The organism is Kitasatospora sp. NPDC004240, from assembly GCF_053603215.1.
The window spans coordinates 1-26,345 of the sequence record NZ_JBSGFD010000122.1; the positions used below are offsets into that span (position 1 = coordinate 1).

Annotated in this window: 21 protein-coding genes; 16 read left to right on the top strand and 5 right to left on the bottom strand. The window is 74.7% G+C overall.

Annotated elements, in window-relative coordinates:
* Window positions 1–53: 53 nt before the first annotated feature.
* From ACWEQL_RS27875 to ACWEQL_RS27890, 4 genes are all read right to left on the bottom strand, one after another.
* Window positions 54–1,445 (bottom strand): aminotransferase-like domain-containing protein, encoded by a 1,392-nt coding sequence (locus tag ACWEQL_RS27875; RefSeq protein ID WP_452153076.1) that lies wholly within the window; start codon window positions 1,443–1,445, stop codon window positions 54–56.
* Window positions 1,442–2,389 (bottom strand): alpha/beta hydrolase, encoded by a 948-nt coding sequence (locus ACWEQL_RS27880; RefSeq protein WP_452153077.1) that lies wholly within the window; start codon window positions 2,387–2,389, stop codon window positions 1,442–1,444. The genes ACWEQL_RS27875 and ACWEQL_RS27880 overlap by 4 nt, the downstream gene beginning before the upstream one ends.
* Window positions 2,390–2,469: 80 nt before the next feature.
* Complete coding sequence (locus ACWEQL_RS27885) at window positions 2,470–3,237, bottom strand: class I SAM-dependent methyltransferase (RefSeq protein WP_452153078.1); 768 nt, start codon at window positions 3,235–3,237, stop codon at window positions 2,470–2,472.
* Window positions 3,238–3,366: 129 nt separating this feature from the next.
* Window positions 3,367–4,464: an alpha-hydroxy acid oxidase gene (locus ACWEQL_RS27890; RefSeq protein WP_452153079.1), complete on the bottom strand. Its 1,098-nt coding sequence runs from the start codon at window positions 4,462–4,464 to the stop codon at window positions 3,367–3,369.
* A 167-nt stretch (window positions 4,465–4,631) separates the two neighbouring features.
* Here ACWEQL_RS27890 and ACWEQL_RS27895 point away from each other — a divergent pair, with 167 nt between their 5' ends.
* From ACWEQL_RS27895 to ACWEQL_RS27945, 11 genes are all read left to right on the top strand, one after another.
* Window positions 4,632–6,065: a class I adenylate-forming enzyme family protein gene (locus ACWEQL_RS27895; RefSeq protein ID WP_452153080.1), complete on the top strand. Its 1,434-nt coding sequence runs from the start codon at window positions 4,632–4,634 to the stop codon at window positions 6,063–6,065.
* A gap of 122 nt (window positions 6,066–6,187) precedes the next feature.
* A complete protein-coding gene (locus ACWEQL_RS27900) occupies window positions 6,188–6,469 on the top strand; it encodes a phosphopantetheine-binding protein (protein ID WP_452153081.1) in 282 nt (93 codons plus the stop codon).
* Window positions 6,466–6,780: an acyl carrier protein gene (locus ACWEQL_RS27905; protein WP_452153082.1), complete on the top strand. Its 315-nt coding sequence runs from the start codon at window positions 6,466–6,468 to the stop codon at window positions 6,778–6,780. Before ACWEQL_RS27900 ends, ACWEQL_RS27905 begins: the two co-directional genes overlap by 4 nt.
* Window positions 6,777–7,898, top strand: coding sequence for a beta-ketoacyl synthase N-terminal-like domain-containing protein (locus tag ACWEQL_RS27910; RefSeq protein WP_452153083.1), 1,122 nt, complete (start codon window positions 6,777–6,779; stop codon window positions 7,896–7,898). Before ACWEQL_RS27905 ends, ACWEQL_RS27910 begins: the two co-directional genes overlap by 4 nt.
* Complete coding sequence (locus tag ACWEQL_RS27915; RefSeq protein ID WP_452153084.1) at window positions 7,895–8,467, top strand: beta-ketoacyl synthase chain length factor; 573 nt, start codon at window positions 7,895–7,897, stop codon at window positions 8,465–8,467. Before ACWEQL_RS27910 ends, ACWEQL_RS27915 begins: the two co-directional genes overlap by 4 nt.
* 115 nt (window positions 8,468–8,582) lie before the next feature.
* Complete coding sequence (locus ACWEQL_RS27920) at window positions 8,583–10,268, top strand: AMP-binding protein (protein WP_452153085.1); 1,686 nt, start codon at window positions 8,583–8,585, stop codon at window positions 10,266–10,268.
* Window positions 10,265–11,509, top strand: a complete 1,245-nt coding sequence (locus ACWEQL_RS27925; protein WP_452153086.1) for a beta-ketoacyl-[acyl-carrier-protein] synthase family protein — start codon at window positions 10,265–10,267, stop codon at window positions 11,507–11,509. Before ACWEQL_RS27920 ends, ACWEQL_RS27925 begins: the two co-directional genes overlap by 4 nt.
* A gap of 158 nt (window positions 11,510–11,667) precedes the next feature.
* A complete protein-coding gene (gene hppD / locus ACWEQL_RS27930) occupies window positions 11,668–12,660 on the top strand; it encodes a 4-hydroxyphenylpyruvate dioxygenase (RefSeq protein ID WP_452153087.1) in 993 nt (330 codons plus the stop codon).
* Between the two features lie 20 nt (window positions 12,661–12,680).
* The gene (locus ACWEQL_RS27935; RefSeq protein WP_452153088.1) at window positions 12,681–13,595 is read left to right on the top strand and encodes a phytanoyl-CoA dioxygenase family protein; all 915 of its coding nucleotides are present in this window, start codon (window positions 12,681–12,683) and stop codon (window positions 13,593–13,595) included.
* A complete protein-coding gene (locus tag ACWEQL_RS27940; RefSeq protein ID WP_452153089.1) occupies window positions 13,592–14,569 on the top strand; it encodes a thiamine pyrophosphate-dependent dehydrogenase E1 component subunit alpha in 978 nt (325 codons plus the stop codon). The genes ACWEQL_RS27935 and ACWEQL_RS27940 overlap by 4 nt, the downstream gene beginning before the upstream one ends.
* Entirely contained in the window at window positions 14,566–15,528 is a 963-nt protein-coding gene (locus ACWEQL_RS27945) for an alpha-ketoacid dehydrogenase subunit beta (protein WP_452153090.1), read from the top strand. The genes ACWEQL_RS27940 and ACWEQL_RS27945 overlap by 4 nt, the downstream gene beginning before the upstream one ends.
* A gap of 98 nt (window positions 15,529–15,626) precedes the next feature.
* On the opposite strand, the gene ACWEQL_RS27950 is transcribed toward ACWEQL_RS27945, so the two are convergent.
* Window positions 15,627–17,021, bottom strand: coding sequence for an acyltransferase (locus tag ACWEQL_RS27950; protein ID WP_452153091.1), 1,395 nt, complete (start codon window positions 17,019–17,021; stop codon window positions 15,627–15,629).
* Window positions 17,022–17,548: 527 nt separating this feature from the next.
* Between ACWEQL_RS27950 and ACWEQL_RS27955 the strand changes: the two genes are divergently transcribed.
* The 5 genes from ACWEQL_RS27955 to ACWEQL_RS27975 all read left to right on the top strand — a co-directional run.
* Window positions 17,549–19,864, top strand: coding sequence for a collagenase (locus tag ACWEQL_RS27955; RefSeq protein WP_452153092.1), 2,316 nt, complete (start codon window positions 17,549–17,551; stop codon window positions 19,862–19,864).
* Window positions 19,865–20,108: 244 nt separating this feature from the next.
* Complete coding sequence (locus ACWEQL_RS27960; protein ID WP_452153093.1) at window positions 20,109–22,463, top strand: collagenase; 2,355 nt, start codon at window positions 20,109–20,111, stop codon at window positions 22,461–22,463.
* A 137-nt stretch (window positions 22,464–22,600) separates the two neighbouring features.
* Window positions 22,601–23,914 (top strand): cytochrome P450, encoded by a 1,314-nt coding sequence (locus tag ACWEQL_RS27965; protein WP_452153094.1) that lies wholly within the window; start codon window positions 22,601–22,603, stop codon window positions 23,912–23,914.
* 96 nt (window positions 23,915–24,010) lie between these two features.
* Window positions 24,011–25,414, top strand: coding sequence for an amidase (locus tag ACWEQL_RS27970; protein WP_452153095.1), 1,404 nt, complete (start codon window positions 24,011–24,013; stop codon window positions 25,412–25,414).
* Between the two features lie 304 nt (window positions 25,415–25,718).
* Window positions 25,719–26,345 (top strand): GNAT family N-acetyltransferase (locus ACWEQL_RS27975; protein ID WP_452153096.1); only part of this gene is annotated, 627 nt, incomplete at its 3' end.

Genomic DNA, 26,345 nt, shown 5'->3' on the forward strand with positions numbered 1-26,345 from the left:
CGGGTGGAGAGGTCTCCACCCGGCCCCGCGGCCGTCGGTCCGTCCGTACGGGCTCAGCCGGCCCCCACGCCGGCCACGACCGCGGCACCGGCCCCCTCAGCGGCCTCTTCGGCGGCCCCGGCGGGCGCCGTACGGGCCGCCTCCGCGCGGATGAACGCCGCCAGTCCGGCGACCCCGTCGACGATCTGACGTGCGTTCACGGCGCTGATCGACAGCCGCAGCCGCCGCTCCCCGCCGCCCGCCGGGTAGAACGGGGCCATCGGCGTCCAGAGCACCCCGTGCTCCCGGGCGCAGCGTTCCACGGCGTCCCCGTCGGCCGTGAAGGGCACGTCCAGGACGGCGAAGAAACCGCCCTCAGGACGGTTCCAGGACAGCCCCAGCCGCTCGCGCTCGTCCGCCGGGAAGTGCCGCTCCAGCTCGCGCAGCAGCACGTCCAGGTTGGCCGCGTAGTGGGCGACGGCCGGGGCGTTGGCCTCGCGCAGCCGGCAGTCGTGGCGCAGCAGCATGCCGCCGATCACGGCCTGGCTGAGGGCCGGGGTGTTGACGGTGGTCATGCTCTTCAGCTTGGCCAGCTCGTCGGCGAGCAGGGTGCGCCGCCCGCCGGGCCCGGTCACCTCCTGGTCGGCGACCACGTAGCCGAGCCGGGCCCCGGGGAAGCAGGTCTTGGCGAAGGAGCCGAGGTAGACGACCTGGCGGCGGCGGTCCAGCGCCTTGAGGGTGGGCCGCTCACCGGCCTCCCGGGCGAAGAAGCCGTACGGGTTGTCCTCGACGACCAGCAGGTCCTCCTCGGCCGCCACGGTCAGCAGTCCGGCGCGGGCGGCCGTGGGCATGCTGGTGCCCGAGGGGTTGGCGAAGTCCGGCACCACGTAGAGCGCGCGGGCGCGGCGGCCGCTCTCCCGTACGGCGCGGGCGGCGGCGCGGACGGCCCGCGGGTCCGGTCCTCCGGCCGGGCCCTCGGGCACCGGGACGGTGGCCAGGTCCAGCAGCCGGGCGGCGCCGGTGACGCCGACGTAGCAGGGCGAGCTGACCAGCAGGACGTCCTCGGGGGTGGCGCACAGGGCGCGCAGCACCAGCAGCATGCCCTCCTGGGCGCCGACGGTCAGCACCAGGGCCTCGGGCGGCACGGTCAGGCCCTCGTCGTTGGCGAGGGTGCGGGCGACCAGGTCGGCGATGACGCCCTTGGTGGGCCCGTACTGGAACAGGGTGGTGCGGACGGCGTCCCGGCCGAGCCCGCGCGCGGCAAGGTGGGCGAGGTAGATGTCCAGGTACGCGGGGACGTCCTCGGGCTCGAAGAAGCCCTCGTGGGGGCGGCCGGGGGCGAAGGACAACGCGTCCGGGTAGCGCTCGGTGACCTCGTTGAGGAAGGTCATGGCGTCCAGCAGCGGGTCGGAGAGGCTGGCGTGCAGGCTCTCCAGCGGCAGGGGGACGGGGAGCGGGCCGGTCACCGCAGGGCCTCGCGCAGGCGGGCGGCGGCGTACGCGTGGGCGTCGCGCCCGGCGTCGAGCGCCCCGGCCATCGCGAAGAAGCCGTGCGGGACGCCGTGGTAGCGGCGGTGCTCGACGGGGACGCCGGCGGCGCGCAGGGCCTCGGCGTACCGCTCGCCCTCGTCGCGCAGCGGGTCGTACTCGGCGGTGATGACGGTGGCGGGCGGCAGTCCGCCGAGGTCGGGGGCGCGCAGCGGGGAGGCCAGCGGGTCGTCGCCGTCGGCGGGGTCGGCCAGGTAGTGGCCCCAGTACCAGGCGACCGAGCGGCGGTTGAACAGCAGCGGGTCGTCGTGCTCGCGCAGGGACGGCGTGTCGGCGCGGTGGTCGGTGTTGGGGTAGACCAGCAGCTGGTGGCGGATGGCCGGGCCGTCGCCGTCGCGGGCGAGCAGGGTGAGGGCCGCGGCGAGGTTGCCGCCGGCGCTGTCGCCGCCGACGGCCAGCCGACCGGGGTCGATGCCGAGCCCGTCCGCGTGCTCGGCGAGCCAGCGGGCGGCGGCGTGGCAGTCGTGGACGGCGGCGGGGAAGGGGTGTTCGGGGGCGAGCCGGTAGCCGACGGCGGCGGTGACGCAGCCGGCGGCGTTGGTGAGGGCGCGGCAGATGGCGTCTCCGGTCTCCAGCGAGCCGAGCGCCCAGCCGCCGCCGAACAGGTAGAGCAGGGCGGGCAGGGGCTCCCGGTCACCGGCGGGGTCGTCCTGCGGGCGGTAGAGGCGCAGGGTGAGGGCGCCGCCGGGGCCGGGGAGCTCGTACTCCTCGACGGCGCCGACCGGCTCCGGGTCACCGCCGGCGGCCTGGATGTCGGCCAGGTCGGCGGCCCGGGCCTCGGCGAGGGTGAGCGTGTACAGCGGGGGCGCGCCGGAGGCCGCGCGCCGGTCGCGCAGGGCCTCGGCCTGGGGGTGCAGGGGCATGGCTGTCCTGTCGGTCGGGGGTTGGGCGGGGCGGCGGTCTCTGCGGTGCCTCAGCGGTCGGTACCTCAGCGGTCGGTACCTCAGCGGTCGGCCTCGACGTAGACGGTCTCGTCGGTGCGGAAGGCGGTGTCCAGGTCGGCGACGTCGGGGCGCAGGCCCTGGCGGTAGGCGCACGGGCGGATCGCCCCGGGGGCGAAGCCGGCCCGGGTGAGCACGTGGCGCAGCTCGTCCAGGTCGTAGATCCACTGGTGGCCGTAGTGGCGGAAGATCTGGTTGACCAGGAACGCGGGGCGCTGCGGCATCGGCGGGCCGAAGCCGAGGGTGGCCAGCCGGCGGCGGTGCTTGGTGAGGAAGCCGTCGCCGTTGGCGTAGCCGGCGAGGTAGCGGGCCAGGTCGGGGGTGGTGATCCGGAGCACGCCGCCGGGGCGCAGCACCCGGCGGGCCTCGGTGAGCCAGTGCACGGCGACCGGCATGGTGACGTGCTCGATCAGGTGCTCGGCGTAGACCCAGTCGACGCTGGCGTCGGCGAAGGGCAGCGGGCGTCCGATGTCGAGCTGGGTGAACCAGCGGTCGCCGTCGACCCGGTAGAGGGTGCCGGGTTCGGTGGCGAGGCCGGGGCCGCGCAGGGTGGCGAGGTCGGTGCCGAGGCCGGCCGGGTGCTCGGTCCGGAAGGCCGCGAACTCGATCCCGGTGAGGCCGAGTGCGAGGAAGTCCTCGCGGGAGTGGGGCAGTCCGGCGGTGGGCGCGGCTTCGAGGCTCTTGCAGGTGGCGACCTGCTCGCTGAAGCCGTCGAGGTGGGCGGCGAGGCCGTCCGGGTCGTCCCAGTCCCAGCCGGGGAAGTTCGTCATGTCGTCCGTCTTTCCAGGGGAATGTCGAAGGAGGTCGCAGGAGTGCGGGGCGCGGGCCCCGACGGCCGTCCCGGCGGGGCGCTCGGGTGCCACGCGGCGGGACGCCCAGGCACGGTACGGCCGGGGCGCTCAGGCGCGGTACGGCCAGGGGGCGAGCGCGCCGGGGTCCAGGTCGGCGAGCCGGGGGCGGCCCAACAGGGCCATGGTGTGCTCCAGTTCCTCGCGCAGCAGGGTCAGCACCTGTTCCACGCCGGCCTCGCCGGCCGCGGCGAGGCCCCAGAGCACCGGGCGGCCGATCAGGACGGCCCGGGCGCCGAGGGCGACCGCGAGGGCGATGTCGGTGCCCGTCCGGACACCGCCGTCCAGGAGGACGGGCAGGTCCGGCGGTACAGCGGCGACCACCTCGGGCAGAACCGAGAGGGTCGCCGGGGCACCGTCGAGCTGACGGCCGCCGTGGTTGGAGACCACGACGGCGTCCACGCCGTGCTCGGCGGCCAGCCGGGCGTCCTCGGCGGTGAGGATGCCCTTGAGGACCAGCGGCAGGCTGCTGCGCTCGCGCAGCCAGGCGAGGTCCGCCCAGGTCAGGCCGGGGTCGAACTGCTCGCGGGCGTGGTCGGCGATGCCGGAGGAGCCGTGGCCGGCACGATGGCTGGCGGCCATCAGGTCCTGGTCGAGGTTGACGGCCCGGATGTGCGGCGGGATGGCGAAGCCGTTGCGGGCGTCGCGCAGCCGCCGGCCGATCCGGGGGGCGTCCACGGTGAGCATCAGCGCGCGGTAGCCGGCCGCCTCGGCCCGTTCGACGACGGCGGCGAGGGCGTCGCGGCGGCGCAGCCAGTACAGCTGGAGCCAGAGCGGCCCGGTGGCGGCGGCCGCGATGTCCTCCAGGGTGCGGCTGGCGAAGATCCCGGCGACCAGGAGGGCCCCGGCCCGGCCGGCGGCGCGGGCGGTGGCGGTCTCGCCCTCGGGATCGTACAGCCGGTGGTAGGCCATCGGCGCGATGCCGACGGGCAGGTGGAGCGGGGTGTCGAGCAGGGTCAGCCCGGTGTCGGGCGCCGAGACGTCGACGAGCGTGCGGGGGCGCAGTGCGTAGTGGTCGAACTGGGCCCGGTTGGCGGCCAGGGTGCGCTCGGCGCCGCTGCCGCCCTGGACGAAGTCCCAGACCTCGTCCGGGAGTCGGGCGCGCGCGGAGCGCTCGATGTCCGCCAGTGCGAGTGGTCCCACGGGCATCCTCCCCGGGACGGGCCGCGCTCGGACCAGTCCCGTCCGGGCAGCGTAGGAGGTCTGGACCTCATTGGTATAGACCTTGATTTGACCCATCGTCTGTGCAATGGTCTGGCAACGGAATTGACCGTACTGCTTGTGAACGGCGTCCTTACAACCTCCTCTTTCGTGGAGTGGCGTTGACCGGCTCTTCCCCTCTTCCGCCCCGGCCGGCCGGAGCCCCGCACACCGAGGCCCCGCCCGACTGGGTGGAACACCACCTCCTGGCCGGTCCCGGCGACGAGGAGTGCCTGCGATTCGGCACCCCCGTCGACCGGGACACCCTGCGCGGCCTGGTCGCCGAGCAGACCGACCGGCTCACCGCCGCCGGGCTCGCACCCGGTGGCACGGCCGCCCTGCGGCTGCCCCCCTCGCTCGGCTTCGTCGCCGCGCTGCTGGCCTGCTGGCGGCTCGGCGCGCAAGTCGCCCTGCTGGACCACCGACTGACGGACCATGAGATCGCCCGCGCGGTCGAACGGCTCGCACCACAGGTCCTGGTGGAGTCCGCGTACCGCCCCTCGGCGGCGCTGCGCGGCTTCGCCGAGACCGACCCGGTGGCCGTGCGGCGGCCGGACGGACGGCCCGCGGTCACCGGCCACGCGCTGCTCCAACTCAGCTCCGGCTCCACCGGTCCGGCCAAGGTGATCGGCCGAACCGCGGCCGACCTGCTGCGCGAACTCGACTGCTACACACGGCTCGCGGACTTCCCCGGGGCCGGCGAGCGGGTCGTGCTGCTCTCCTCCGTGGTGCACGTGCTCGGACTGGTCGGCGGACTGCTGAACAGCCTGCACGCGCACGCCCCCCTGACCGTTCCGGAACGGATGACGGCGGCCGGCATCCTGGCCGCCGTCGCCGAGGACGACCGACCCACCACCGTGATCGGCGTCCCCTTCCACGCCGAGCTGCTGGCGGGGGCCACCGCTCCCCCGCCGCTGCCCGGCCTGCGCCGGATGATCGTGGCCGGCGAGCTGATCCGACCGGGTCTGCCCGCCGCGTTCACCGCCCGGTACGGCGTACCGCTGGGCACCATGTACGGGATGACCGAACTCGGGGTCATCGCCACCGACCTGGACGGCGACCTGCACCCGCGGGCCGAACCGGTGCACGGGATGCGACTGCGGGAGGTGGCGGGCGAGTTGCAGCTGGCCGTGCCGGCCTCCCCGTACCCCGGGCTGACCGACCCGACCCGCTGGGCGGACGGCTGGCTGCACACCCGGGACGCCGCCCGCCTCGATCCGGACACCGGCCGGGTCACCGTGCTCGGCCGGCGGGACTCGCAGGTCTCGATCGGCGGGCTCAAGGTGGACCTCACCGAGGTCGAGCAGACCCTGGCCGCGCTGCCGGAGGTCCGCGAGGCCGTGGTGGTCTTCGACGAGGGCGCCATCGAGGCGTACCTCGCCACCGAGGAGGCCGCCGACCCCGCGGCCGTCCACGACGGGCTCGCCCGGGAACTGGCCGCCTACAAGCGGCCCCGGCGGCTCGCCTTCCTCCCCGCGCTGCCGCGCACCGCCACCGGCAAACTCGTGCGCGACACCACCGCGCTGCGCGCCGCCGCGACCGTGGTCTGACCGTTCCACCCTCCGCACCACCCGCGCCCTCCGCGGCGCACCGCCGCCTCCGCGCCGGCCCGACCGGCCGCCCGCGCCCGGCGCACGGCTCCATCCCCCGACGCAGCACAAGGAGATCCACCATGCAGGACCGCATTCGCGAGTTCGTCCTCGCGGCGCTCACCGAGATGCAGTACGACGTCTCCGAGGTCACCGGTGACACCGACCTCGGCCCGGCCGGGCTCGACCTGGAGTCGCTGGCCCTGGCCGATCTTTCGGTGCAGGTGGAGGACGAGTTCGGGGTCAAGTTCGACCTCGACGAGATGGAGACCACCGCGATGATGACCCTCGACGAGTTCACCGCCGACGTCGCCCGGCGGATCGCCGCCGCCGACGCCCCGGCCGCCGCCGGCAGCCCCGCGTGAGCGCGACGGGGACGACGGACCTGACCGGGCCGGCGGTGCTGCCGGGCCGGGCGGAGGTCCTGGAGATGCTGGCGGCGTTCGGGCAGCGCGCCGCCGACAGCGTCCCGGAGACCCTCGGATCGCTCGAACTGACCTGGCTGGTGGCGGAGTTCGAGCAGCGGTACGCCGTCGAGCTGGAGCTCTCGGACGAACGCTTCGAGGCGGTGCGCACGGTGGACGACGCCGTCGCGGTGCTGCGCGAGGCCGTCCTGACGGCCCGAAACGCGGACATCGCAGGGTCCGCCGAGGGCGCGGGGGCAGCCCGGTCATGAGCGCCGCCGCACCACCCGACCCGCGGCCGGTGCTCACCGGCCTCGGGGTGCTGAGCGCCTTCGGCCGGGGCCCGGCCCCGCTGGCCGCGGCCGCCGCGCACGGCAAGGGCGCCTTCGCCGAGGTGACCCGCTTCGACGTCGGCGCCCGGGCCACCCGCCGGGCGGCCCTGCTGCCCGATCCACCACCGCTCGCGCGGGCCGTGCTCGACGCCGTGGCCGACGCCTGCGAGGCGGCCCGGCTGCCGTCCGGGCCCGGCGGCACCGGGGGCACCCCGCTGCTGCTGGCCCTGCACAGCGACCTGCGCACCGGACAGGTCGCCGCCGCCGTCACCGAGGGAGCCGCGGCCCTGGGTCTGCCCGGCGTCACCCGGGTCTACACCGGCGCCTGCGTGGCGGCCGGTACCGCCGTGGCGGACGCCGCCGCCCTGGTCGCCGCGGGCCGCCACCCCCGGGTGGTGGTCGCCGCCGGGCACCTGGTCGAGCCGGGGGTCTTCGCGGCCTTCGACGCCGGCCGGGCACTCGCCCGGGACGGCGAGCTGCGCCCGTTCAGCGCCGGACGCAGCGGCACCCTGCTCGGGGACGCCGCGGTGGCCGTGGTCGTCGAGGCCGCCTCGGCCGCCGACCACCGCGGCGCGCCGGTGCTCGCCCGGCTGGCCGGCTGGGGCCGCTCCGGGGACGCCCACCATGTGTGCCGTCCGCTGCCGGACGGCGAGGGGGTGGCCCGCGCGGTGACCGCCGCGCTCGGCCGGGCCGGCGTCGACCCGGCCGAGGTGGGGTACGTCAACGCCAACGGCACCGGCTCGCCGCTCTCCGACCTGGCGGAGGCCCGCGCGCTGCGCCGGGTGTTCGGCGCCCGTCTGGACCGCCTCCCGGTCAGCTCCAGCAAGTCCGTGCACGGCCACGCCCTGGAGGCCTCGGCCCTGCTCGAACTCGCCGTCACCACCGCCCTGTTGGGCGAGGGACTGCTGCCCGTCAACGCCGGCTGGCTGGGCCCGGACCCGGAGGTCGGCCTCGACCTGGTGCTGGACGGGCCGCACGAGGCCCGGCCGCGCTACGCGCTCAGCCTCAACTCGGCGTTCGGCGGCGCCAACACCGCACTCCTGGTGGCCGCCGCGTGACCGGACCCGACACCACACCGGCGCCCGCACCCCGCCCGGGCGCACCCCGCGTCCTCGCCCTGGCCCGCTGGCCCGACCCGGAGGACGAACGGCGGGGCGGCACCGCCGAACCGCCCCCGCTGCCCGGCTTCTCCGCCTCCACCTTCAACCCCCTGGTGGCGGCCGTCGCCGAACGCTGCCTGAGCGGCCTGCTCGGACCGGCGGAGCAGGCCGGGGAGTCACGCACCGCGCTGCTGCTCGCCAGCGGCGGCGGCGACCGGGCCACCGCCCGGGCCATCGACGCCGCGGCCGCCTCCGGGCGCCGGGTGCCACCCCTGCTGTTCTTCCAGTCCAACCCCAACGCCGTCCTCGGACACCTCGCGGCCCGCTGGCGGCTGACCGGTCCGGTCGTCGCCATCGGCCTGCCCCGGGCCGGCGCACCCGGTGAAGTCCCGGCGCAGGCCCTGGAGTCGGCCGAGCTGCTGCTCGCCGACGGGGACGCCGACCGGGTCCTGCTCATCGCCGCGGAACAGGGCGACGCACCCGGTCGGCACGACCACGCGGTGGCCGTCCTGCTCGCCGCCGGCTGAGTCGCCGCACCACCGGCCACCGCGCCCCGCCGCTCCCCGAACCCACACCCCCGGCGCCGCCCCGCACGCCGCGCCCGTACCCGCATGGCCAGCACCATGGGAGGGATCCACCACCGTGAGCATCCGCAGCATCCGCACGCTCCTGGCGGACGACCCGGACGTCGGCGCCGGAAACGTGCTGACCGGCAGAGTCGCCCTGGGCACCGGCCTGGACGAGCCCCTGCTGACCTTCGACACCCCGGTCGACGACCACGCCGCCTGGCAGCCCTTCACCCTGCGCGAGCTGGACCGGGCGGTCCGGGCCCGGGCCGCCGCGCTGCACGGCCTGGGCGTGGCGCGCCGCGACCCGGTCGTGGTGTACGCGGACGCCGCCGCCGACCACGTCCTCACCTTCCTGGCCCTGGCCCGGCTCGGCGCCGTCCCCGCGCTGCTCAACCCGAACGTGGACGGCGAGCGCGCGGCCCGCTACATCGCCCGGCTCGGCGCCGCCGGCGTGCTGGTCGACGCCGCGCACCGGGAGGCGCTCGCCCCGTACGACCCGGGCGCGCCGCTGCTGCCGGAGATCGGCACGCTGGGCGCCGGCGACCCCGACGCGGCGCCCGCGCCGTACCGGCACTGGTCCGGCGACCCGGTGGCGATCACCCACTCCTCGGGCACCACCGGGATGCCCAAGGCCGTGGTGCACTCGCACGCGAGCCTGTACGCGGCGATCCGCCACCGCCTGCGGCTGCCGCGCCCGCAGGGCTCGGACCGGATGCTCAGCGCCCTGCCCGCCCCGCACGCCGCGACCCTGATCGCGGTCAACCTGGCACTCAGCTCGCACGCCGAACTCGCCGTGCTGTCACGGCAGTCGGGTGCCGGTGTGCTGGACGCCATCGAACGGTGGCAGCCGCGCGGGGTGATCGGCTTCGCGGCCACCTGGGCCGAGTTCGCCCACCACGACCTGGCCGCCCGCGACCTGGACTCGGTCGCCCTGTGGTGGAACACCGGGGACTGCGCGCACGAGGTCCACATCCGCCGGCTGATCGCCGCGGGCTCCCGGGAGACCGTCACCCGGGCCGGCCGCGGCCGCGAGCCGGGCTCGGTGTTCGTCGACGGCCTGGGCTCCACCGAGATGGGCCACTCGCACTTCTTCATCACCCACGCCCCCGGCACCGAGAAGTACGGACGCTGCGTCGGGCGGCCGCACGCCTTCGTGGACTGCGAGGTGGTCGGCCCGGACGGTGAGCCGCTCGGCGACGGCGAGGTCGGCGAGCTCGCCACCTCCTCGCCCACCCTGGCGCTCGGGTACTGGAACGACTCGGCCAGGACCTTCCGCACCCGGATCCGGGGCCGGTTCCTCACCGGCGACCTGATGTACCGGGACGAGGAGGGCTACTACTACCACGTCGACCGGGCCGTGGACTCGGTGGAACTCGGCGACGGCAGAAGGCTGTTCACCGCCCAGTCGGAGGAACGGGTGCTGGCCGCCTGCCCCGGGGTGGCGGACTGCACGGTGGTCGCGGTCCGGGACGGCGGGCGGGTGGTCACCGACGTCCTGCTGGTCCTCTCCGCCGACGCCGACCCGGCGGTGGACCGCACCGAGGAGGTGGTCGCCGCGCTGGACGAGCACACCGCCGCCACCGTGCGCCAGGTCCTGGTGGTCGCGGGCGACGACCTCCCGCTCGGCCCGACCGGCAAGGTCCGCAAGGTGCTGCTGCGCGAGCGCTACCTCGCCTCCGTCACCGCCGGCCCGGCCGGCTCCACGGACTCCACGGACGCCGCCGACCCCGCCGACTCGGCCGCGGTGGCCGTCCGATGAGCGTCGTCGTCACCGGGCTGGGCCTGGTCACCCCGCTGGGCCGCAAGCCGGCCGAGGTCTTCGACGCGCTGACCGCCGGGCACAGCGGCATCGTCGCCGTGCCCGAGGGCCACCCCGCGCACGGCTGGCTGCCCGCCGCCGGGATCGCCCCGCACATCGAGGGCCGTGAGGTGCTGCCGCCCACCGAGACCCGCTGCGTGGACCGCTTCGTGCTGCTCGCCCTGGCCGCCGCCGACGACGCGCTCGCCGACGCCGGACTGGTCGTCGGCCGGGACGTCGACCCGCGCCGCACCGCGGTGGTGCTGGCCACCGGCGGCGGGGGCCTGGAGACCTTCGAGCAGCAGTCCCACCGCCGCCTGGAGCGCGGCCGCACCGGCGTCAGCCCGTACCTGCTGCCCGGGATGCTCTCCAACATGGCCACCGCCCGGGTCGCCATCAAGTACGGGATCCGGGGCTACAGTTCGGCGATCGTCACGGCCTGCGCGGCCGGCGCCCAGGCGGTCGCGGAGGGGCTGCGGCTGATCCGGGCCGGCGACGCGGACGTGGTGGTGTGCGGCGGCACCGAGTCCTCGCTGCACCCGACCATCGCCGCCGCCTTCACCAACGCCCGTGCACTGGCGCAGGGTTGGGACGACCCGGCGCAGGCGAGCCGGCCGTTCGACGCCCGCCGCAACGGCTTCGTGCTCGGTGAGGGCAGCGCCGTCCTGGTCCTGGAGCGCGCCGAGCACGCGGACGCCCGCGGCGCCGCCGGCTACGCCGACCTGCTCGGCTGGGGCGCCTCCACCGACGCCCACCACCCGACCATGCCGCGTCCGGACGGCGAGGGCGCCGCCGACGCGATGCGCGCGGCGATCGCCAACGCGGGCCTGGCACCGGCCGACATCGGCTACGTCAACGCCCACGGCACCGGCACCAAGCTGGGCGACGTCGCCGAGAGCGCCGCGATCCGGGCCGTGTTCGGCGAGGACGGCCCGGCCGTCAGCTCCACCAAGGGCGCCACCGGCCATCTGCTCGGCGCCGCCGGGGCGGTGGAGGCGGCCGTCACCGCGCTCGCGGTGGCCCGCGGCCAGCTGCCGCCCACGGCCAACCTGGAGGAGCCCGACCCGTCCTGCGCGCTCGACCACGTCCGCGGCACCGCCCGGGCGGTCCCGCCGCGCGCGGCACTCAGCAACGCCTTCGCGTTCGGCGGCCACAACGTCAGCCTGATCCTCGGCCCGCCGACCACCCGCGCCGCCAAATAGCCGCCGAGCAGCCGCCGAGTACCCACTGAGCAGCCCACCGAGCGGCTGCCGAGCGGCCGCCCCGTGGTCACCGAGCCGCCAAGTGGCCGCCCGGTCCGGTCCGGCGGCCGCGCCCGGGACGCCCGCGTCCCGTCCACCTCCCCTCTCCCGGAGACCCCTTGTCCATCCAGACGATCACCCATGTCGAGTACCACTGCGCGGACGCCGCGCAGACCGCCGCCGAGCTCCATGCGGGCTTCGGCTTCCTCCGCGACGCCCACCAGCCCGCGTGGCAGCCCGGGGTCCGGGCCGTCCACGTCCACCAGGGCTCGATCCGGATGCGCCTGCTGTCCGGCGAGTCCTCCGACCACCCGGTCGCCCGCTACGTCGAACGCCACGGGGACGGCGTCGCCGTGCTCGCGCTCGGCTGCGACGACCCGCAGGCCGCCCTGGAGCGCGCCGAACGGCACGGCGCCACCGTGCTGGACCGCGCCGGCCTGCTGATCTCCGGCTTCGGCGACACCGCCCTGCGGTTCGTCCCGCACACCTCCTCCGGCACCGAGGAGCCCCGCGGCGAACTGCTGGACGCGCTCGACCACGTCGCCGTCTGCGTCCCGGCCGGGCAGCTCGCGGACGCCGTGCGCTTCTGCGAGGCCGCCCTCGGCTTCCACCGGATCTTCGGCGAGTACATCGAGGTCGGCGAGCAGGCGATGGACTCCGGCGTGGTCCAGAGCGCCTCCGGCGACGTCACCTTCACCCTGATCGAGCCGGACACCACCCGCCGCGCCGGCCAGATCGACACCTTCCTCGCCGACCACGACGGCGCCGGCGTCCAGCACCTCGCCTTCCGCACCGAGGACATCGCCCACGCGGTGCGCACCGCCCGGGCCCGCGGCGTGGAGTTCCTGACCACGCCCGGCACCTACTACGACGGACTGGCCGAGCGGCTCGGCGGGACCGCCATCCCGGTGGAGACGCTGCGCGAGCTCGACGTCCTGGTCGACCAGGACCACGGCGGCCAGCTGTTCCAGATCTTCGCCCGCTCCACCCACCCGCGCCGGACCTTCTTCCTCGAAGTCATCGAGCGCCAGGGCGCCGGCACCTTCGGCACCGCCAACATCAAGGCCCTCTACGAGGCCGTCGAGCGCCAGCGCGCCGCCGCCTCCGTCTGAACTCCGAGGAGGAACACCGCATGACCATCGCACCCGAGTTCGTCCTGACCCACGCCGAGCTGGCGCTGCTGCCCACCGCCGAGGAGGTGGCGGGCTACCGCGAGCACGGCTGGTACCTCTCCCGGAAGCTGTTCACCGACGAGGAGCTCGACACCCTCCAGGCCGCCACCGAGAAGTACTACGAGGGCCACCGCGACCGCACCCTCGCCGTGCGCCCGCCGCGCCTCGCCGCCTGGGAGCCCTCGCACGGCCCCGTCCAGCGGCACAACGACTACGTCCACTTCGAGAGCGACGCCATCGCGGAGATCCTCCGCAAGCCCCTGGTCGGAGCCGTCGCCGCGCTGCTCGCCGGCACCGAGGAGATCCGGATCTTCCAGTCGACCCTGATCTACAAGCCGCCGGTGCCCGAGGAGCCCTCCAACCAGGTGCCGTGGCACTTCGACAAGCACTACTGGCACACCTCCACCTCGCAGGAGATGCTGACCGCGTTCATCCCCTTCCACGACTGCGGGGAGGAGAACGGCACCATCACCATGGTCGACGGCAGCCACCGCTGGCAGGAGCTCCCCTCCGGCGAGGACTCCACCCGGCACTTCGCCCAGCGCGACCGCTCCGAGCTGGAGTCGATCCTCGCCGCCAACGCCCGCCACAACGGCCAGGAGGTCCGCAAGGTCCCGGTGGTCATCCCGCGCGGGCACGTCAGCTTCCACCACTGCCGCACCTACCACGGCAGCGGCGCCAACCTGGCGGACACCCCGCGCCGGGCGGTCTCGCTGCACCTCCAGGACGGCGCCAACGAGTACCGGCACGCCACCCGCCCCGACGGCAGCCCGGCGTCCTACAACCACGACGTCGTGGTCCGCCGCACCGCCGACGGCCGCCCCGACTACGCCGACCCGGAGATCTGCCCGGTGGTGTGGCGGGGAGCGCTGTGACCGACCTGTCCTCGCCCGAGGGCCGCTACCGGATGCTGCGGCTGATCCGCGGCTTCGAGGAGCTCGCCCTCGACCTGGTCCGCACCGGGGTGATCACCGGCGGCATCCACCCCTACATCGGGCAGGAGGCCGTCGCGGTCGGCGTCTGCGCCGCACTGCGCCCGCAGGATCGCATCACCTCCACCCACCGGGGCCACGGCCACGTGCTCGCCAAGGGCGCGGCCCCGGACCGGCTGCTCGCCGAACTCGCCGGCCGTGCCTCGGGGTTGAACCAGGGCCGGGGCGGCTCGATGCACGCCGCCGACCTCTCGCTCGGCATCCTCGGCGCCAACGGCATCGTCGGCGCCGGCGCCCCGATCGCGGTCGGCGCCGCCTGGGCCGACCAACGGGCCGGCGAGGACCGGGTCGCCGTCACCTTCTTCGGCGACGGCGCCCTCAACCAGGGCGTCCTGCTGGAGTCGCTCAACCTCGCCGCGATGTGGCGGCTGCCGGTGCTGTTCGTCTGCGAGAACAACGGGTACGCCACCACCCTGCCGGCCGCCACCGCGGTCGCCGGCAGCGCCACCGGCCGGGCCGCCGCCTTCGGGATCCCGGCCGTCACGGTCGACGGGATGGACACCGAGGCCGTCCGGGCGGCCGCCGCCGAAGCGGTCGACCGGGCGCGCTCCGGCGGCGGACCCGCCTTCCTGGAGTGCCTCACCTACCGCTTCGAGGGCCACCACACCATGGAGCGACGGATGAGACTGAGCTACCGCACCCCCGAGGAGGTGGCCGACTGGCGCGGGCGCGACCCGCTCGCCCGGGCCGCCGCGGCGCTGCCCGCGGAGCTCACCGCCGGGATCGACGAGGCGGTGGCCCGGCAGCTGGCGCAGGCCGAACGCTTCGCCCTGGCCGCCGAACACCCGGACCCGGAGGGCGCGTTGGACCATCTGTACGCCGACGGGCTGCGGCCCAGGGCCGGGGCGGTGGGATGAGCAGGCTGTCGTACACCAAGGCGCTCAACCGGGCGCTCACCGACGCCCTCGCGGAGGATCCGGCGGTCTGTGTCTTCGGTGAGGACATCGGCGCCGGCATGGCCGGGCCGACCCTCAACCTGCTGGACCGCTTCGGCCCCGGGCGGATCGTCGACACCCCGCTCTCCGAGCAGGCCTTCACCTCGATGGCCATCGGCGCGGCGCTGACCGGCCGACGGCCCGTGATCGAGTTCCAGATCCCCTCCCTGCTCTTCCTGGTCTTCGAGCAACTGGTCAACCAGGCCCACAAGTTCTCCCTGATGACCGGCGGCCAGGCGAGCGTCCCGCTCACCTGCCTGGTGCCGGGCTCCGGCTCCCGGGACGGCTGGGCGGGCCAGCACTCCGACCACCCGTACGGCCTCTTCGCCCACGCCGGGATGAAGACCGTGGTCCCGGCCACCCCCACCGACGCCTACGGGCTGCTGCGCTCGGCGATCGCCGACCCCGACCCGGTCGTGGTGTTCGCGCCGGCCGCCGCCCTGCCCGTACGGGAGACCGTCACCTGGGAGCTCGCGCCGATCCCCCTCGGGTCGGCGCGGATCCACCGCGAGGGCACGGACGTCACCGTGGTCGCCGTCGGGCACCTGGTGCACGACGCACTGGCGGTGGCCGAGGAGTTGGCACCGGAGATCTCGGTCGAGGTGTTCGACCCCCGCACGGTGTACCCCTTCGACTGGACGGCACTGGCCGCCTCGCTGGAGCGCACCGGACGGCTGGTCGTCATCGACGACTCCAACCGCAGCTGCGGGATCGGCGCCGAGGTCCTGGCCACCGCCGCCGAGGAGATGCGTCTGATCGCCCCGCCCCGCCGGATCACCCGGCCGGACGGCACCGTGCTGCCGTTCGCCCCGCGGCTCGACCGCGCCCTCCAGCCCGGCCGGGAGCAACTGCGGCACGCGCTGAGGGCCGTAATGAAGTAGCGGCGCGCGCGACCATGAACGGGGCGGGGCCGGTCCGACCTGGGGGACCGGCCCCGCCCTTCCGCGTGCCGCCCTCCGAGCCGGGAGGCGCCGACGGCTCAGAGCACCTTGGCCAGGGCGGTCGCCCCCTCCGGCAGGACGTCCTGCGGCCGGCGGTGGCGGTGCAGGGCGGCCCGCCCGTCCGCGCCGCGCAGCCGGGCCGCGAGCCGGGCCGGCAGCACCGCGGTCAGCAGGAAGCCGCGCCCGCCGAAGCCCTCGGCCAGCCAGGAGACCCACGGCACGGGGAAGTTGGCGGCCGGGCTGAAGAACACCGGGCGCGCCCCCTGGAACACCACCTCGTACAGGCCGAAGCGGCTCCAGTTGGAGAGGGTGAAGCGCCGGTTCGCCGGGTCGAAGCCGAGCGGGACACAGTCGCGCAGCCGGTCCGGGCCGATCGCCTCCAAGAAGGCCAGGTTGCTGCGGAGGTTGAGGTGCGTGCCGGTGAAGTCCTCGATCGCGGTACGGATCGCCGCGGCCAGGACGGCCGGGCCGTCCTTCGGCGCCCAGTCGAGGTGGATCTCGCTGAGCAGGTTGCCGACCAGTCCCGGGGCCAGGCCCAGCGGCCGGCGGACGTTGACCGGGACGGTGAGCGGACGTGTCTCGTCGTCGCCGTCCAACTCCCTCAGGACGGCCACCACATGGGCGGTGAGCGCGTCGCCGGAGGAGAGCCGCCGGCCGGCCGCCGCGGCGAACTCCTCGCGCAGCCGGGCGATCTCCGCCTCGTCGAAGTACACCTGGACGGTCCGGGTGGAGCGGGGGGCCACGGCCAGTTCGCCGGCCAGGAACGCGGCCTGCGCCGGATCCGGCAGCCGGAAGCCCGGACGGCCGCAATCGGCCGCCGGGAGCACCGCGGCGAGGTGCGCGTCATGGTCCTCCACCAGCTCGGGGAGCGGGAGTTCACCGGCGGCGACGGCGTCGGCGCCCTCTCCGGCCCCCTCGGCGGCTCCCTCCACGGCGGCCGACCAGTGCCGCATGAACAGCACGAAGCTCTGCAGGTCGCCCACCGCGTGGTGCCAGGAGCAGCCCAGCACGGTGCCGCCCGCCGAGGGGCGGGTGATCCGTACGGTGAACAGCGGCACGCCGCCGTCCCGGGCGGCCACCGCGTCGACCGGGTCGACCAGTTCGGTGCCGGCCACGGTCACCCGGTTCATCGCCTCGGTGAGGGTGCCCTCGACCGAGTAACCCGTCATCGGGACACCGGAGTCGTCACAGACGATCTCCAGCGCGCCGGCGGCGGTGGTGCGCAGCCGTCCGCCGAACACCGGCACCGCGGTGAGCGCGGTGGCCAGGCCGGCGGCGAGCCGGTCCTCGTCCAGCTCCCGCTCGTAGAAGTGCACGACGGAGACCGAGAGGTCGGCGAGCATGGTGTCGACCAGTCCGCAGCGCACCACCGTGCCGGGCGCGTGCCCGGCGGTGACGGTCCGGGTGCCTCGGAAAACCGGCCAGGCGCTCATGCTGCTCCCTCGGGGGCGGGGGGTGACGTGGCCAACCGGTGTACCACGGCGGCGACTTCCGACCCTAGGGGGTGCGTGATCAGTGGTCCAGTCCAATCCGCGGATCCACCGGACCGCCACAGGAGGCCGCCGGCGGGCGGCACGCCCCGACGGCCCGCACCCGGCAGGCACTCGCCGCCACCGGCACCCGCGCCCGCGGCATCCGACCCCGACCCCGCCCGGACCTGCCCCAAGTCGCCCGAACAGATCCAAATCCACCTAAAACATCCCCTACCGGCCCCACCGTTGGCCGGATCCCACCGACAGACCGGCCGGATCGCCCCTGTGTGACCGCATTCCGGCAGGCGCTGACAACATTTCGGTTTCGCTCGCCCCCGATTCTTCACCCGGGGCTTCCCGTCGCGATGCCACATGTGCCATTTTACATGTCACACATCGAGCGGCTGCGCCCCAACTCGCAGCCCAACCGGCCCCGGAGGCCCCCACAGATGCGTCTCTTCCGGACATGTACGGCACAGGCGAGCCGTTTGTCGGCCATCGCCGTCGCCCTGCCGCTGGCTGTCGGGCTGATGGCCCCGCAGAGCCAGGCGGCGCCCGTGGCGCCCACGCAGCCGGCCACCTCGCCCACCCCGGTGAAGGCGGCCCCCCGAGCGATACCGCTCCCCAAGTCCCCCGACACCCCGAAGGACAGCCGCCCGCTGGCCTCCGAGCTCGACGCCGAGCGGTCCAAGGCCCCCCAGGCCGCGCTGACCGTCACCGGCAAGGGCACCTCCACCGGCACCTCCACCGGCACCTCCAAGTCGGCGAAGAACCTCCAGGCGGCCCCCTCCGCCGCCGACGAGTCCTGCCAGGTCTCCGCGTTCGTCAACAAGACCGGCGGCGCGCTGCTCCAGCAGGTCAAGTCGGTGACCGTGGACTGCCTGAACACCATGTACCCGCTGATGGGCGCCGACGCCCAGAACATCTTCGCCGAGTCCAAGATGGTCACCGTCGCGGACGAGCTGAAGCGGACCGCCACCACCTACCCCGGCGACAACAGCACCTCCGCCGGCCAGCTGGTGCAGTTCCTGCGCGTCGGCTACTACGTGCAGTGGACCAACCGGGCCACCATGCCCGCGTACGGGGCCGCGCTCAAGAGCTCCGTCCGCGGTGCGCTCGACACCTTCTTCGCCGCCCCGCACGCCTACGACGCCAACGACGTCAACGGCCGCACCCTGGCCGAGTCGATCACCCTGATCGACAGCGCCTACGAGAACGCCCGCTACGTCGGCGTCGCCAAGCGGATGTTCAACGACTTCCGCCCGACCTGGCCGAACAACATGTGGTGGGCCACCAACAGCGCCGTCGACCTCTTCGAGCGCGCCTTCGGCGACGACGACAAGGAACCGGCCTTCGTGGCCGCCCTCGCCGCCGACCCGGGCGTCTCCGCCTCGATGGCCAAGCTGGTCCGCGACAACGGCTCGATCATCACCGGCGGCGACACCGCCACCGACACCGGCATCCAGCTCGGCGCCTTCCTCGCCCACGACGCGCTGAAGGCCCAGGCCAGGCCGCTGGTCAAGGAGCTGATCAACCGCTACCCGCTGGTCGGCGCCACCGGTCCGCTCACCATGAACCTCGCGTGGTTCGCGGAGAAGAAGGACCAGAACAACTGCTCCTACTACGGCATCTGCGACCTGCCGACCAGGCTGCCCCCGCTGGTGCTCACCGTCGACCACTCCTGCAACGCCAAGCTGCGCATCCGCGCCCAGCAGATGAGCGCCACCGAGCTGGCCGACACCTGCACCAGCCTGATCAACCAGGACGCCTACTTCCACCAGGTGATCAAGGACCCGGGCGCCATCCCCGGTGACCTGAACACCAACCTGGAGGTCGTCGTCTTCGACGCCTACTACGACTACAGCCTCTACGCCTGGGCGATGTACGGCATCGACGTCGACAACGGCGGCATGTACGAGGAGGGCAACCCGACCCAGGCCGGCAACCAGGCCCGGTTCATCGCCCACGAGGCCACCTGGCTGCGCCCGAAGTTCGAGGTCTGGAACCTCAACCACGAGTACACCCACTACCTCGACGGCCGCTACAACATGTACGGCGACTTCAACGCCGGCATGACCACCCCGACCATCTGGTGGGTCGAGGGCATCGCCGAGTACATCTCGTACGGCTACCGCCAGGAGCGCGACGCCAAGGCGATCGAGCAGGCCGCGCTGAAGACCTACAAGCTGAGCGAGCTGTTCGACACCACCTACGAGAACAGCGCGGACAAGGACGTCCAGTCCACCCGGGTCTACGCCTGGGGCTACCTGGCCGTGCGCTACATGCTCCAGTCGCACCCGCAGGACCTGAACACGGTGCTCGCCAAGTACCGTGCCGGTGACTGGGCCGGCGCCCGCACCTTCCTCAAGAACACCATCGGCACCACCTACGACGCCGACTTCGCGAACTGGCTGACCGCCTGCGCCGCCGACAACTGCGGCACCCTGCCGCCCGCCCAGGCCCCGCTGTGCACCAACGCCGACGCCCGGCAGTTCGACCAGGACTGCCGCCGCGACAACCTCGCGGCCACCACCGGCAACTACAGCTACCACTTCCTGTACCTGCCGGCCGGGGTGAAGGAGCTCACCATCACCAGCACCGGTGGCACCGGCAACGCCGACCTCTACTACAACGGCGGCAACTGGGCCACCACCGGCTCCTACCAGGCGAAGTCCACCAACTCCGGCAACGGCGAGACCCTCACCATCGCCAACCCGCCGGCCGGTTGGGTCTACTTCAGCCTCCACGCCCAGCAGGGCTTCTCCGGCGCGAGCGTGAGCACGAAGTACACGACCGCCGCCTGAGGCGTTTCTGACACGCCTAGTGAACTCCCGTACGGGGCCGCTGTCCTGACCGCTTCCACAGCGGCTCCCGTACGGGCCCTCCCACAGGGGCCCGGCCGTCCTTCCACCGACCGGACCTCTCCTCCCGCCGGGCGCGCCGCCCGCACGGCCCGCCCGGCACGCCGTCGCACGTGCACCGCCTCCCCCACACTCCCCCGGTCACGCGCGGCGGCCTCCCGTACGCCCTCACACGACTGGAGACCCGGTGTCCCCCACGACACGCGTCCGCAACACCCTGCTCTCGGCCGCCCTCGCGACGGCCCTGGCGGTCCCGCTCATCCAGAGCGCCCAGGCCGCGGCGCCCGCCGCCCCGGCCACCCTGAGCGCCCCCGGCTCCAACTCCGGCTCCGGCTCCGCGGCGAACGCCGTGCACGGCCCGACCGGTGACGGCGGCCACGGCGCCTCGTCCACCACCCTGCCCGGCCCGCAGGGCGCGCCCGGCTCGGAGAACCTGCAGCCGACCACCGACGCCGCCCCGCAGGCGGGCGACCCGGCCGGCACCACCGCCGTGGACACCGGCGAGGCAGCCGGGGGCTGCTCGCTGGACGCCTTCACCTCGCTCACCCCGGCCGCCCTGGCCGACTTCCTCGCCGACCGTTCCCACAGCTACCAGGGCTGCCTGCGGCCGCTGCTCGTCGACTGGGACCCGAAGCTCGCGAAGATCTTCACCCCGGCCCACGTCCGCGCCGCCGCCCAGCGGGTCAGCGCGCTCGCGCCCCGCTTCGACGGCGCCAACAACCTCAACCAGCAGGAACTCTGGTACTACCTGCACATCGCGGTGTACTTCGACTACGGCCACCCCGAGCTCGACCTCAACGACGACACCACGACGGCCGCCATCGAGCAGGCCATCGCCGACTACACCGCCAACCCCCGGGTGTTCGAGCCGACCACCGCGAACGGCAGCGCCATGGGCGAGCTGCTGCAGACCAGCACCGCGCCCAACCTGCGCCCCGGCCGGCTGGCGCTGGGCGAGCGGGTCCTGCGGATGTTCGCCCCGGGCAGCGCGGCCATCGGCGACACCGGCTGGAACTGGGCCGTCCAGGCCGCCCTCCAGATCTCCTTCCAGGGCGTCAACAACCGGAGCGAGGACCCGGAGGGCCGGTTCCTCACCGCCCTCGCCGCCAACCCCGGCTTCCGGGAGGCCGTCCGCGCCTACTCCGGCTACGCCCACCTCAAGGGCACCCGCAGCGAGTGGGCCGTCGACGACGCCATGAAGGAGTACGCCCGCTTCGCCACCGTCGAGGCCCTGAAGCCCGAGCTGCGGGGCACCGTCGGCCCGGCGCTGGCGAGCGTGCAGAACATCTTCGGCCGCCTCGGCATCGCCTGGGGCGCGCTGGCCGTGCCGGTCAACGACCTCGGGCTCTGCGGCCAGTACGCCGGAACCTGCCGGGCGGACGTCGACCGCGAGATCTTCCCCCACACCTACAGCTACGACAACGGCACGCTGGTCGTCCGCACCGCGCTGGACCGGGCCACCGCCGACCAGCTCTACTACGCCACCAAGCAGGTCAAGGCGCAGTTCTTCCGGGTCCTCGGCACCGACCAGCCGCTGGCCGGGGACGACCACCCGGTGCTGAACGTGCGGCTGTTCGACACCAAGCCGCACTACCGGGCGCTGCAGTACCTGCTGCACGGGATCGGCGACGTCGAGAACGGCGGGATGTTCATGGAGGGCAGCTCCACGTTCTACACCTACCAGCGCACCACCCAGGAGTCCTACCTCAGCCTGGAGGAGCTGTTCCGGCACGAGTACACCCACTACCTCAACGCCCGCTGGGCGATCCCCGAGTCCGGCTACACCACGCGCTGGCCGGCCGACGCCACCTTCGCGATGAACGAGGGCACCGCGGAGTACTTCGCCGGCGCCACCGCCAAGGACGGCGTCAAGGTCCGCCTCAACATGCTCAGACCGATCGCCGACAACCAGAAGTACGGCGTCCCGCACCTGACGGTCGACCAGACCGTCCACGCCACCTGGAACGGGCTGGGCTTCCGCGCCTACCCGTACGCCGCGGTGCTGTTCAACCTGCTCGGCGAGCGGCACCCGGAGCAACTCGCCGAGATGTACCGGCTGCTGCGCGCGGACGACCTCGACGGCTTCAACGCCTGGCGGGACCGCCTCGGCCGGGACGCCGCGCTCCAGGGCGAGTACGCGGCCTACCTGGCCGCGCAGATCCCGCAGTACGAGAAGCTGTACGTGCCGAACACCCAGTACACGTCCAACGGCAACCTGGACTACGCCTGGGCCTCCGAGGTGCAGGGCGCCTTCGCCCGGGCCACCGGGAACAACCCGGTGTGCAAGGACAACGGCGACTGGAACAGCAAGATGCGTTTCAGCTGCTCGGGACGCATCACCGCCAACCTCACCAACACCGCCGACGCCGGGCAGGTCCGCAAGGACATGTCCGCCACCGTCGACTACTTCCTGCTCACCCGGGCGGGCGCCGCCGCCGACAACCTCGCCGACATGAACTGCTGGTTCGGCAAGGTCGAGGTCTGGCCCACGGGCGCGGCCGGCACCGCCGACTACACCTGCGAGGGGCCGCTGCGCCGCTGATCCGCGCCCCGGTTCCCCCCCACCTGCCCCGGGCCCCTGCGGCCCGGGGCAGGTGGCGTTCCGGGACGGTCACCGCGGGTACGGTGGTGACGACGAACCGTCAGATCACCGCCGCCCAACGGCCGAAGGAGCTCGCCGTGGCCACCGAAGCCCGTCCCCTCCCCGCCCCCGTTCCCGTCCCCGAGCTGGACGCCGCCGTGGTGGCGCGGTGGCGCGACGCCTCCGGCGAGCTGGTGGACCTGCTGGCCGAGGCCCGGACCAGGGTGGGCGGGGTCGCGGCCGTCCGGCTCGGCGGCCCGCGCCCGACCGTACTGGTCACCGAACCGGAGGCCGTCCAGCACGTCCTGGGCCGGCACCCGGAGCGGTACGTGAAGCGCTCGCACCGGGCCCGGCTGCTGGTCGGGGACGGCGTGCTCTCCGCCACCGGCGAGGCCTGGAAGGGCCAACGGCGCCTGCTGCAGTCGCAGTTCACCGGCACCGGGATGCGCCGGTACGAGCAGCGGATCCTCGCGGCGGCGCGCGCCGCCGCCGGGCGCTGGGACGACGCCGCCCGCTCCGGCGAGGTGCTGGACGTCGCCGAGGAGATGCGCCGCTTCGCCCTGGACACCATCTGGCGCGCGCTGACCGGCCACCCCCTCGACGACCGTACGGCCGGCGAACTCACCGCCGTGGCCGCGGTGGTGGCCGCGATGCCGACCCTGCCGGCCGATCCCGGGCGGATCCCGGCGCCGGTCGCCGCCGACCTGGCCCGGATCGACGCGGTCGCCGCCGCCGCCATCGCGGCCGCCCGCCGTGACCCGGCCGGCCCGGACGGGCCCGGGGTGCTGCACGTGCTGCTGGCGGCGGGCGCCGAGCGGCCCGAGTACACCGACCGGCTGATCCGCGACGAGCTGGTCACCCTGCTGGTCGCCGGCCACGAGACGACCGCCTCCACGCTCACCTGGCTGTACCTGCTGCTGGACCGCTCCCCCGAGGCCCGGCCCTGGGCCCTGGCGGCCGGCCCCGAGGGCTCGGAGCGTCGGCGCGAGGCGGTGCAGGCGCTGGTCAGCGAGACGCTGCGGCTGTACCCCTCGGCCTGGCTGCTGCCGCGGCACGCCCCGGACGCGGACGTGGTGGCCGGCTTCCGGATCGAGGCCGGCACCGACGTCCTGGTCTGCCCGTACCTGACCCACCGCGATCCGGCGCTCTGGCCGGACCCGGAGCGCTTCGACCCGGCCCGGTTCACCGTCCCGGGCGCGCGGCCGGAGCGGCTGGGCGCGTACCTGCCGTTCGGCCTGGGCGCCCGGGCCTGCCTGGGGGTGCAGTTCGCCGTCCGGGAGAGCACCGCGCTGCTGGAGCTGCTGCTGCCGGCGTTCACGCCGCGGTTCCACTCGGTGCCCGCCGGGGCCGCGTACAGCATCACCGTCCGTCCCGACGGCCCGGCCCCGGCCACGATCGTCCGGGCCGGCTGAGCCGTCCGGGGGACCGGGGCTGTTCGCGGCCGCCGCACGCCTCTACACTGCGAACCTCCTATGAGATTACCAGTCAGTAACGACAAGGGGGTTCGCATGGCGGACCGGCGCATCCACGCCTTCGGCGACGACGCCCTGGGGGACCACGACGCGGTGGCCCTGGCGGCGTCGGTCCGCTCCGGCGAGGTGACACCCGCCGAACTGGCGGACGCCGCGGTACGGCGGGCCCGCCTGATGGAGCCGGAGCTGGAGGCGGTCGCCTTCGCCTCGTACGAGCGTCCGCGCATCTCCCCCGCGGCCGCCGAGGGGGCGCTGTACGGGGTGCCCACCTTCCTCAAGGACAACGTCGACCTGCGCGGCATGCCCACCGGCCACGGCAGCGCCGCCTTCCGGGCCCGGCCGGCCCGCCGTGACGCGGGCTTCGCCGAGCAGTACCTGAGCACCGGTGTGACCGTGCTGGGCAAGAGCCGGCTGCCGGAGTTCGGCCTCAACGCCTCCACCGAGTTCGCCCTCGGCCCGCCGGTGCGCAACCCCTGGCTGACCTCGCACTCCCCCGGCGCCTCCTCCGGCGGCTCGGCCGCCCTGGTCGCGTCCGGCGTGGTGCCGATCGCGCACGCCAACGACGGCGGCGGGTCCATCCGGATCCCCGCGGCCTGCTGCGGGCTGGTCGGCCTCAAGCCCAGCCGGGGCCGCCTGGTGGTCAACGACCAGAGCCGGCGGCTGCCGATCGACATCGTCGTCGACGGCGTGCTCACCCGCTCCGTCCGCGACACCGCCGCCTTCTACGCGGCCGCCGAACGCCACCACCGCGCTCCCGCCCTGCCCCCGATCGGCCTGGTGGAGGGGCCGGGGAGGCGTCCGCTGCGGATCGGCCTGGTCCTGGACTCCCCGGTCGCGGCGAGCGACGCGGCGACCAGGCGGGCGGTGGACGCGACGGCGGCCCGACTGGAGGCGATGGGCCACCACGTCGAGCCCGCCACCCTTCCGTTCGGCGAGGACTTCTCCCGGGACTTCGTGCAGTACTGGGGCCTGATCGCCTTCCTGATCGCGGCCACCGGCCGGCTGACGATCGACCCCGGCTTCCGGGCCGGACTCCTGGACGGCCTCACCACCGGCCTGCGCCGCGGCTTCCACCGCGACTTCACCCGCACCCCGGGCGTGCTGCGCCGGCTGGGCCGGGCCCGGGAGGCCTACGCCGGGATGTTCCGCCGGTACGACGCGATCCTCTCGCCGGTCCTGGCGCACGTGGCACCGCCGCTCGGCCACCTCAGCCCGAACGTGCCCTTCGACGAGCTGATCGAGCGGCTGCGCCGCTACGTCGCGGTCACCCCGGTCAACAACGTCACCGGCGGCCCCGGGATCTCGCTGCCCACCGGGACGGCCGACAACGGCCTGCCGATCGGTGTCCACCTGTCGGCCGCGCACGGCCGGGAGCGGCTGCTGCTGGAACTCGCCTTCGCCGTGGAGGCCGACCGCCCCTGGCGGCGGATCCAGGACTGACGGGTCCTCACCCGACGGCCGGGCCCGCCGGCACCCGACCGGCGGCCCCGAGCGAGCGGGGTCGGCCGGCGGCCCCGGGTCCGGCTGCGGCAGCCGCCCACCCCGGCCCTGCTTCCGGCCGGCGCGGTGAACCGGACGATGCGCGAACTCCTTGAGATGCGCCACGAGTTCGAGGAGCCGTTCGTGGTCGACAGCAGCCTGGCACGGGAGCGGCCGGGCGCCACCGCCACCCCCGTCGAGGAGGCCCTGGAGCGGACGCCGCACACCTACCGGGCGGCCCGGGACATCGGTACCATGTCACATCGTGTTCATCACCGAACGACTGACGGCCCGGCTCTGGACCTCCGCCGACCGGGACCGCGCCCACGCGATCTACTCCCGCTGGGAGGTGGCCCGCTGGCTCGGCAGCACCCCCCGAGCCCTTCGGACGCCCGAGGAGGCCGACGAGGCCATCGAACGCTGGCGACAGCGCTCGGCCGACCCCCGCTACGGCATCTGGGCCCTGGAGCGGCGCGACACCGGCACCGTGATCGGCTCGGTCCTGCTGCTGCCCCTGCCGGACGGCGACGGCGAGGTCGAGGTCGGCTGGCACCTCCACCCGGAGGCCTGGGGCCAGGGGTACGCCACCGAGGCCGGCCGCGCCGCCCTGGACAAGGGCTTCGCCGACGGCCTGACCGAGATCCTCGCCGTGGTCCGCCCCGGCAACGCCCCCTCGGCCGCCGTCTGCCGGCGCCTCGGCATGGCCTCCCTCGGACCGAGCACCCGCTGGTACGGCATCGAGGCCCGGCTCTTCCGCGCCGCACCCGGCGGGCCGGCCGCAGCCACCGAGCCCGGCGTCGGCGGGCCGGTGGCCGTCACCGGAGGCGATCTGCGCCGCCACCATGTCGGCGGCCACCTCGGCTGCGAGGTCGTGGATGTTCTCCCCGGCCTC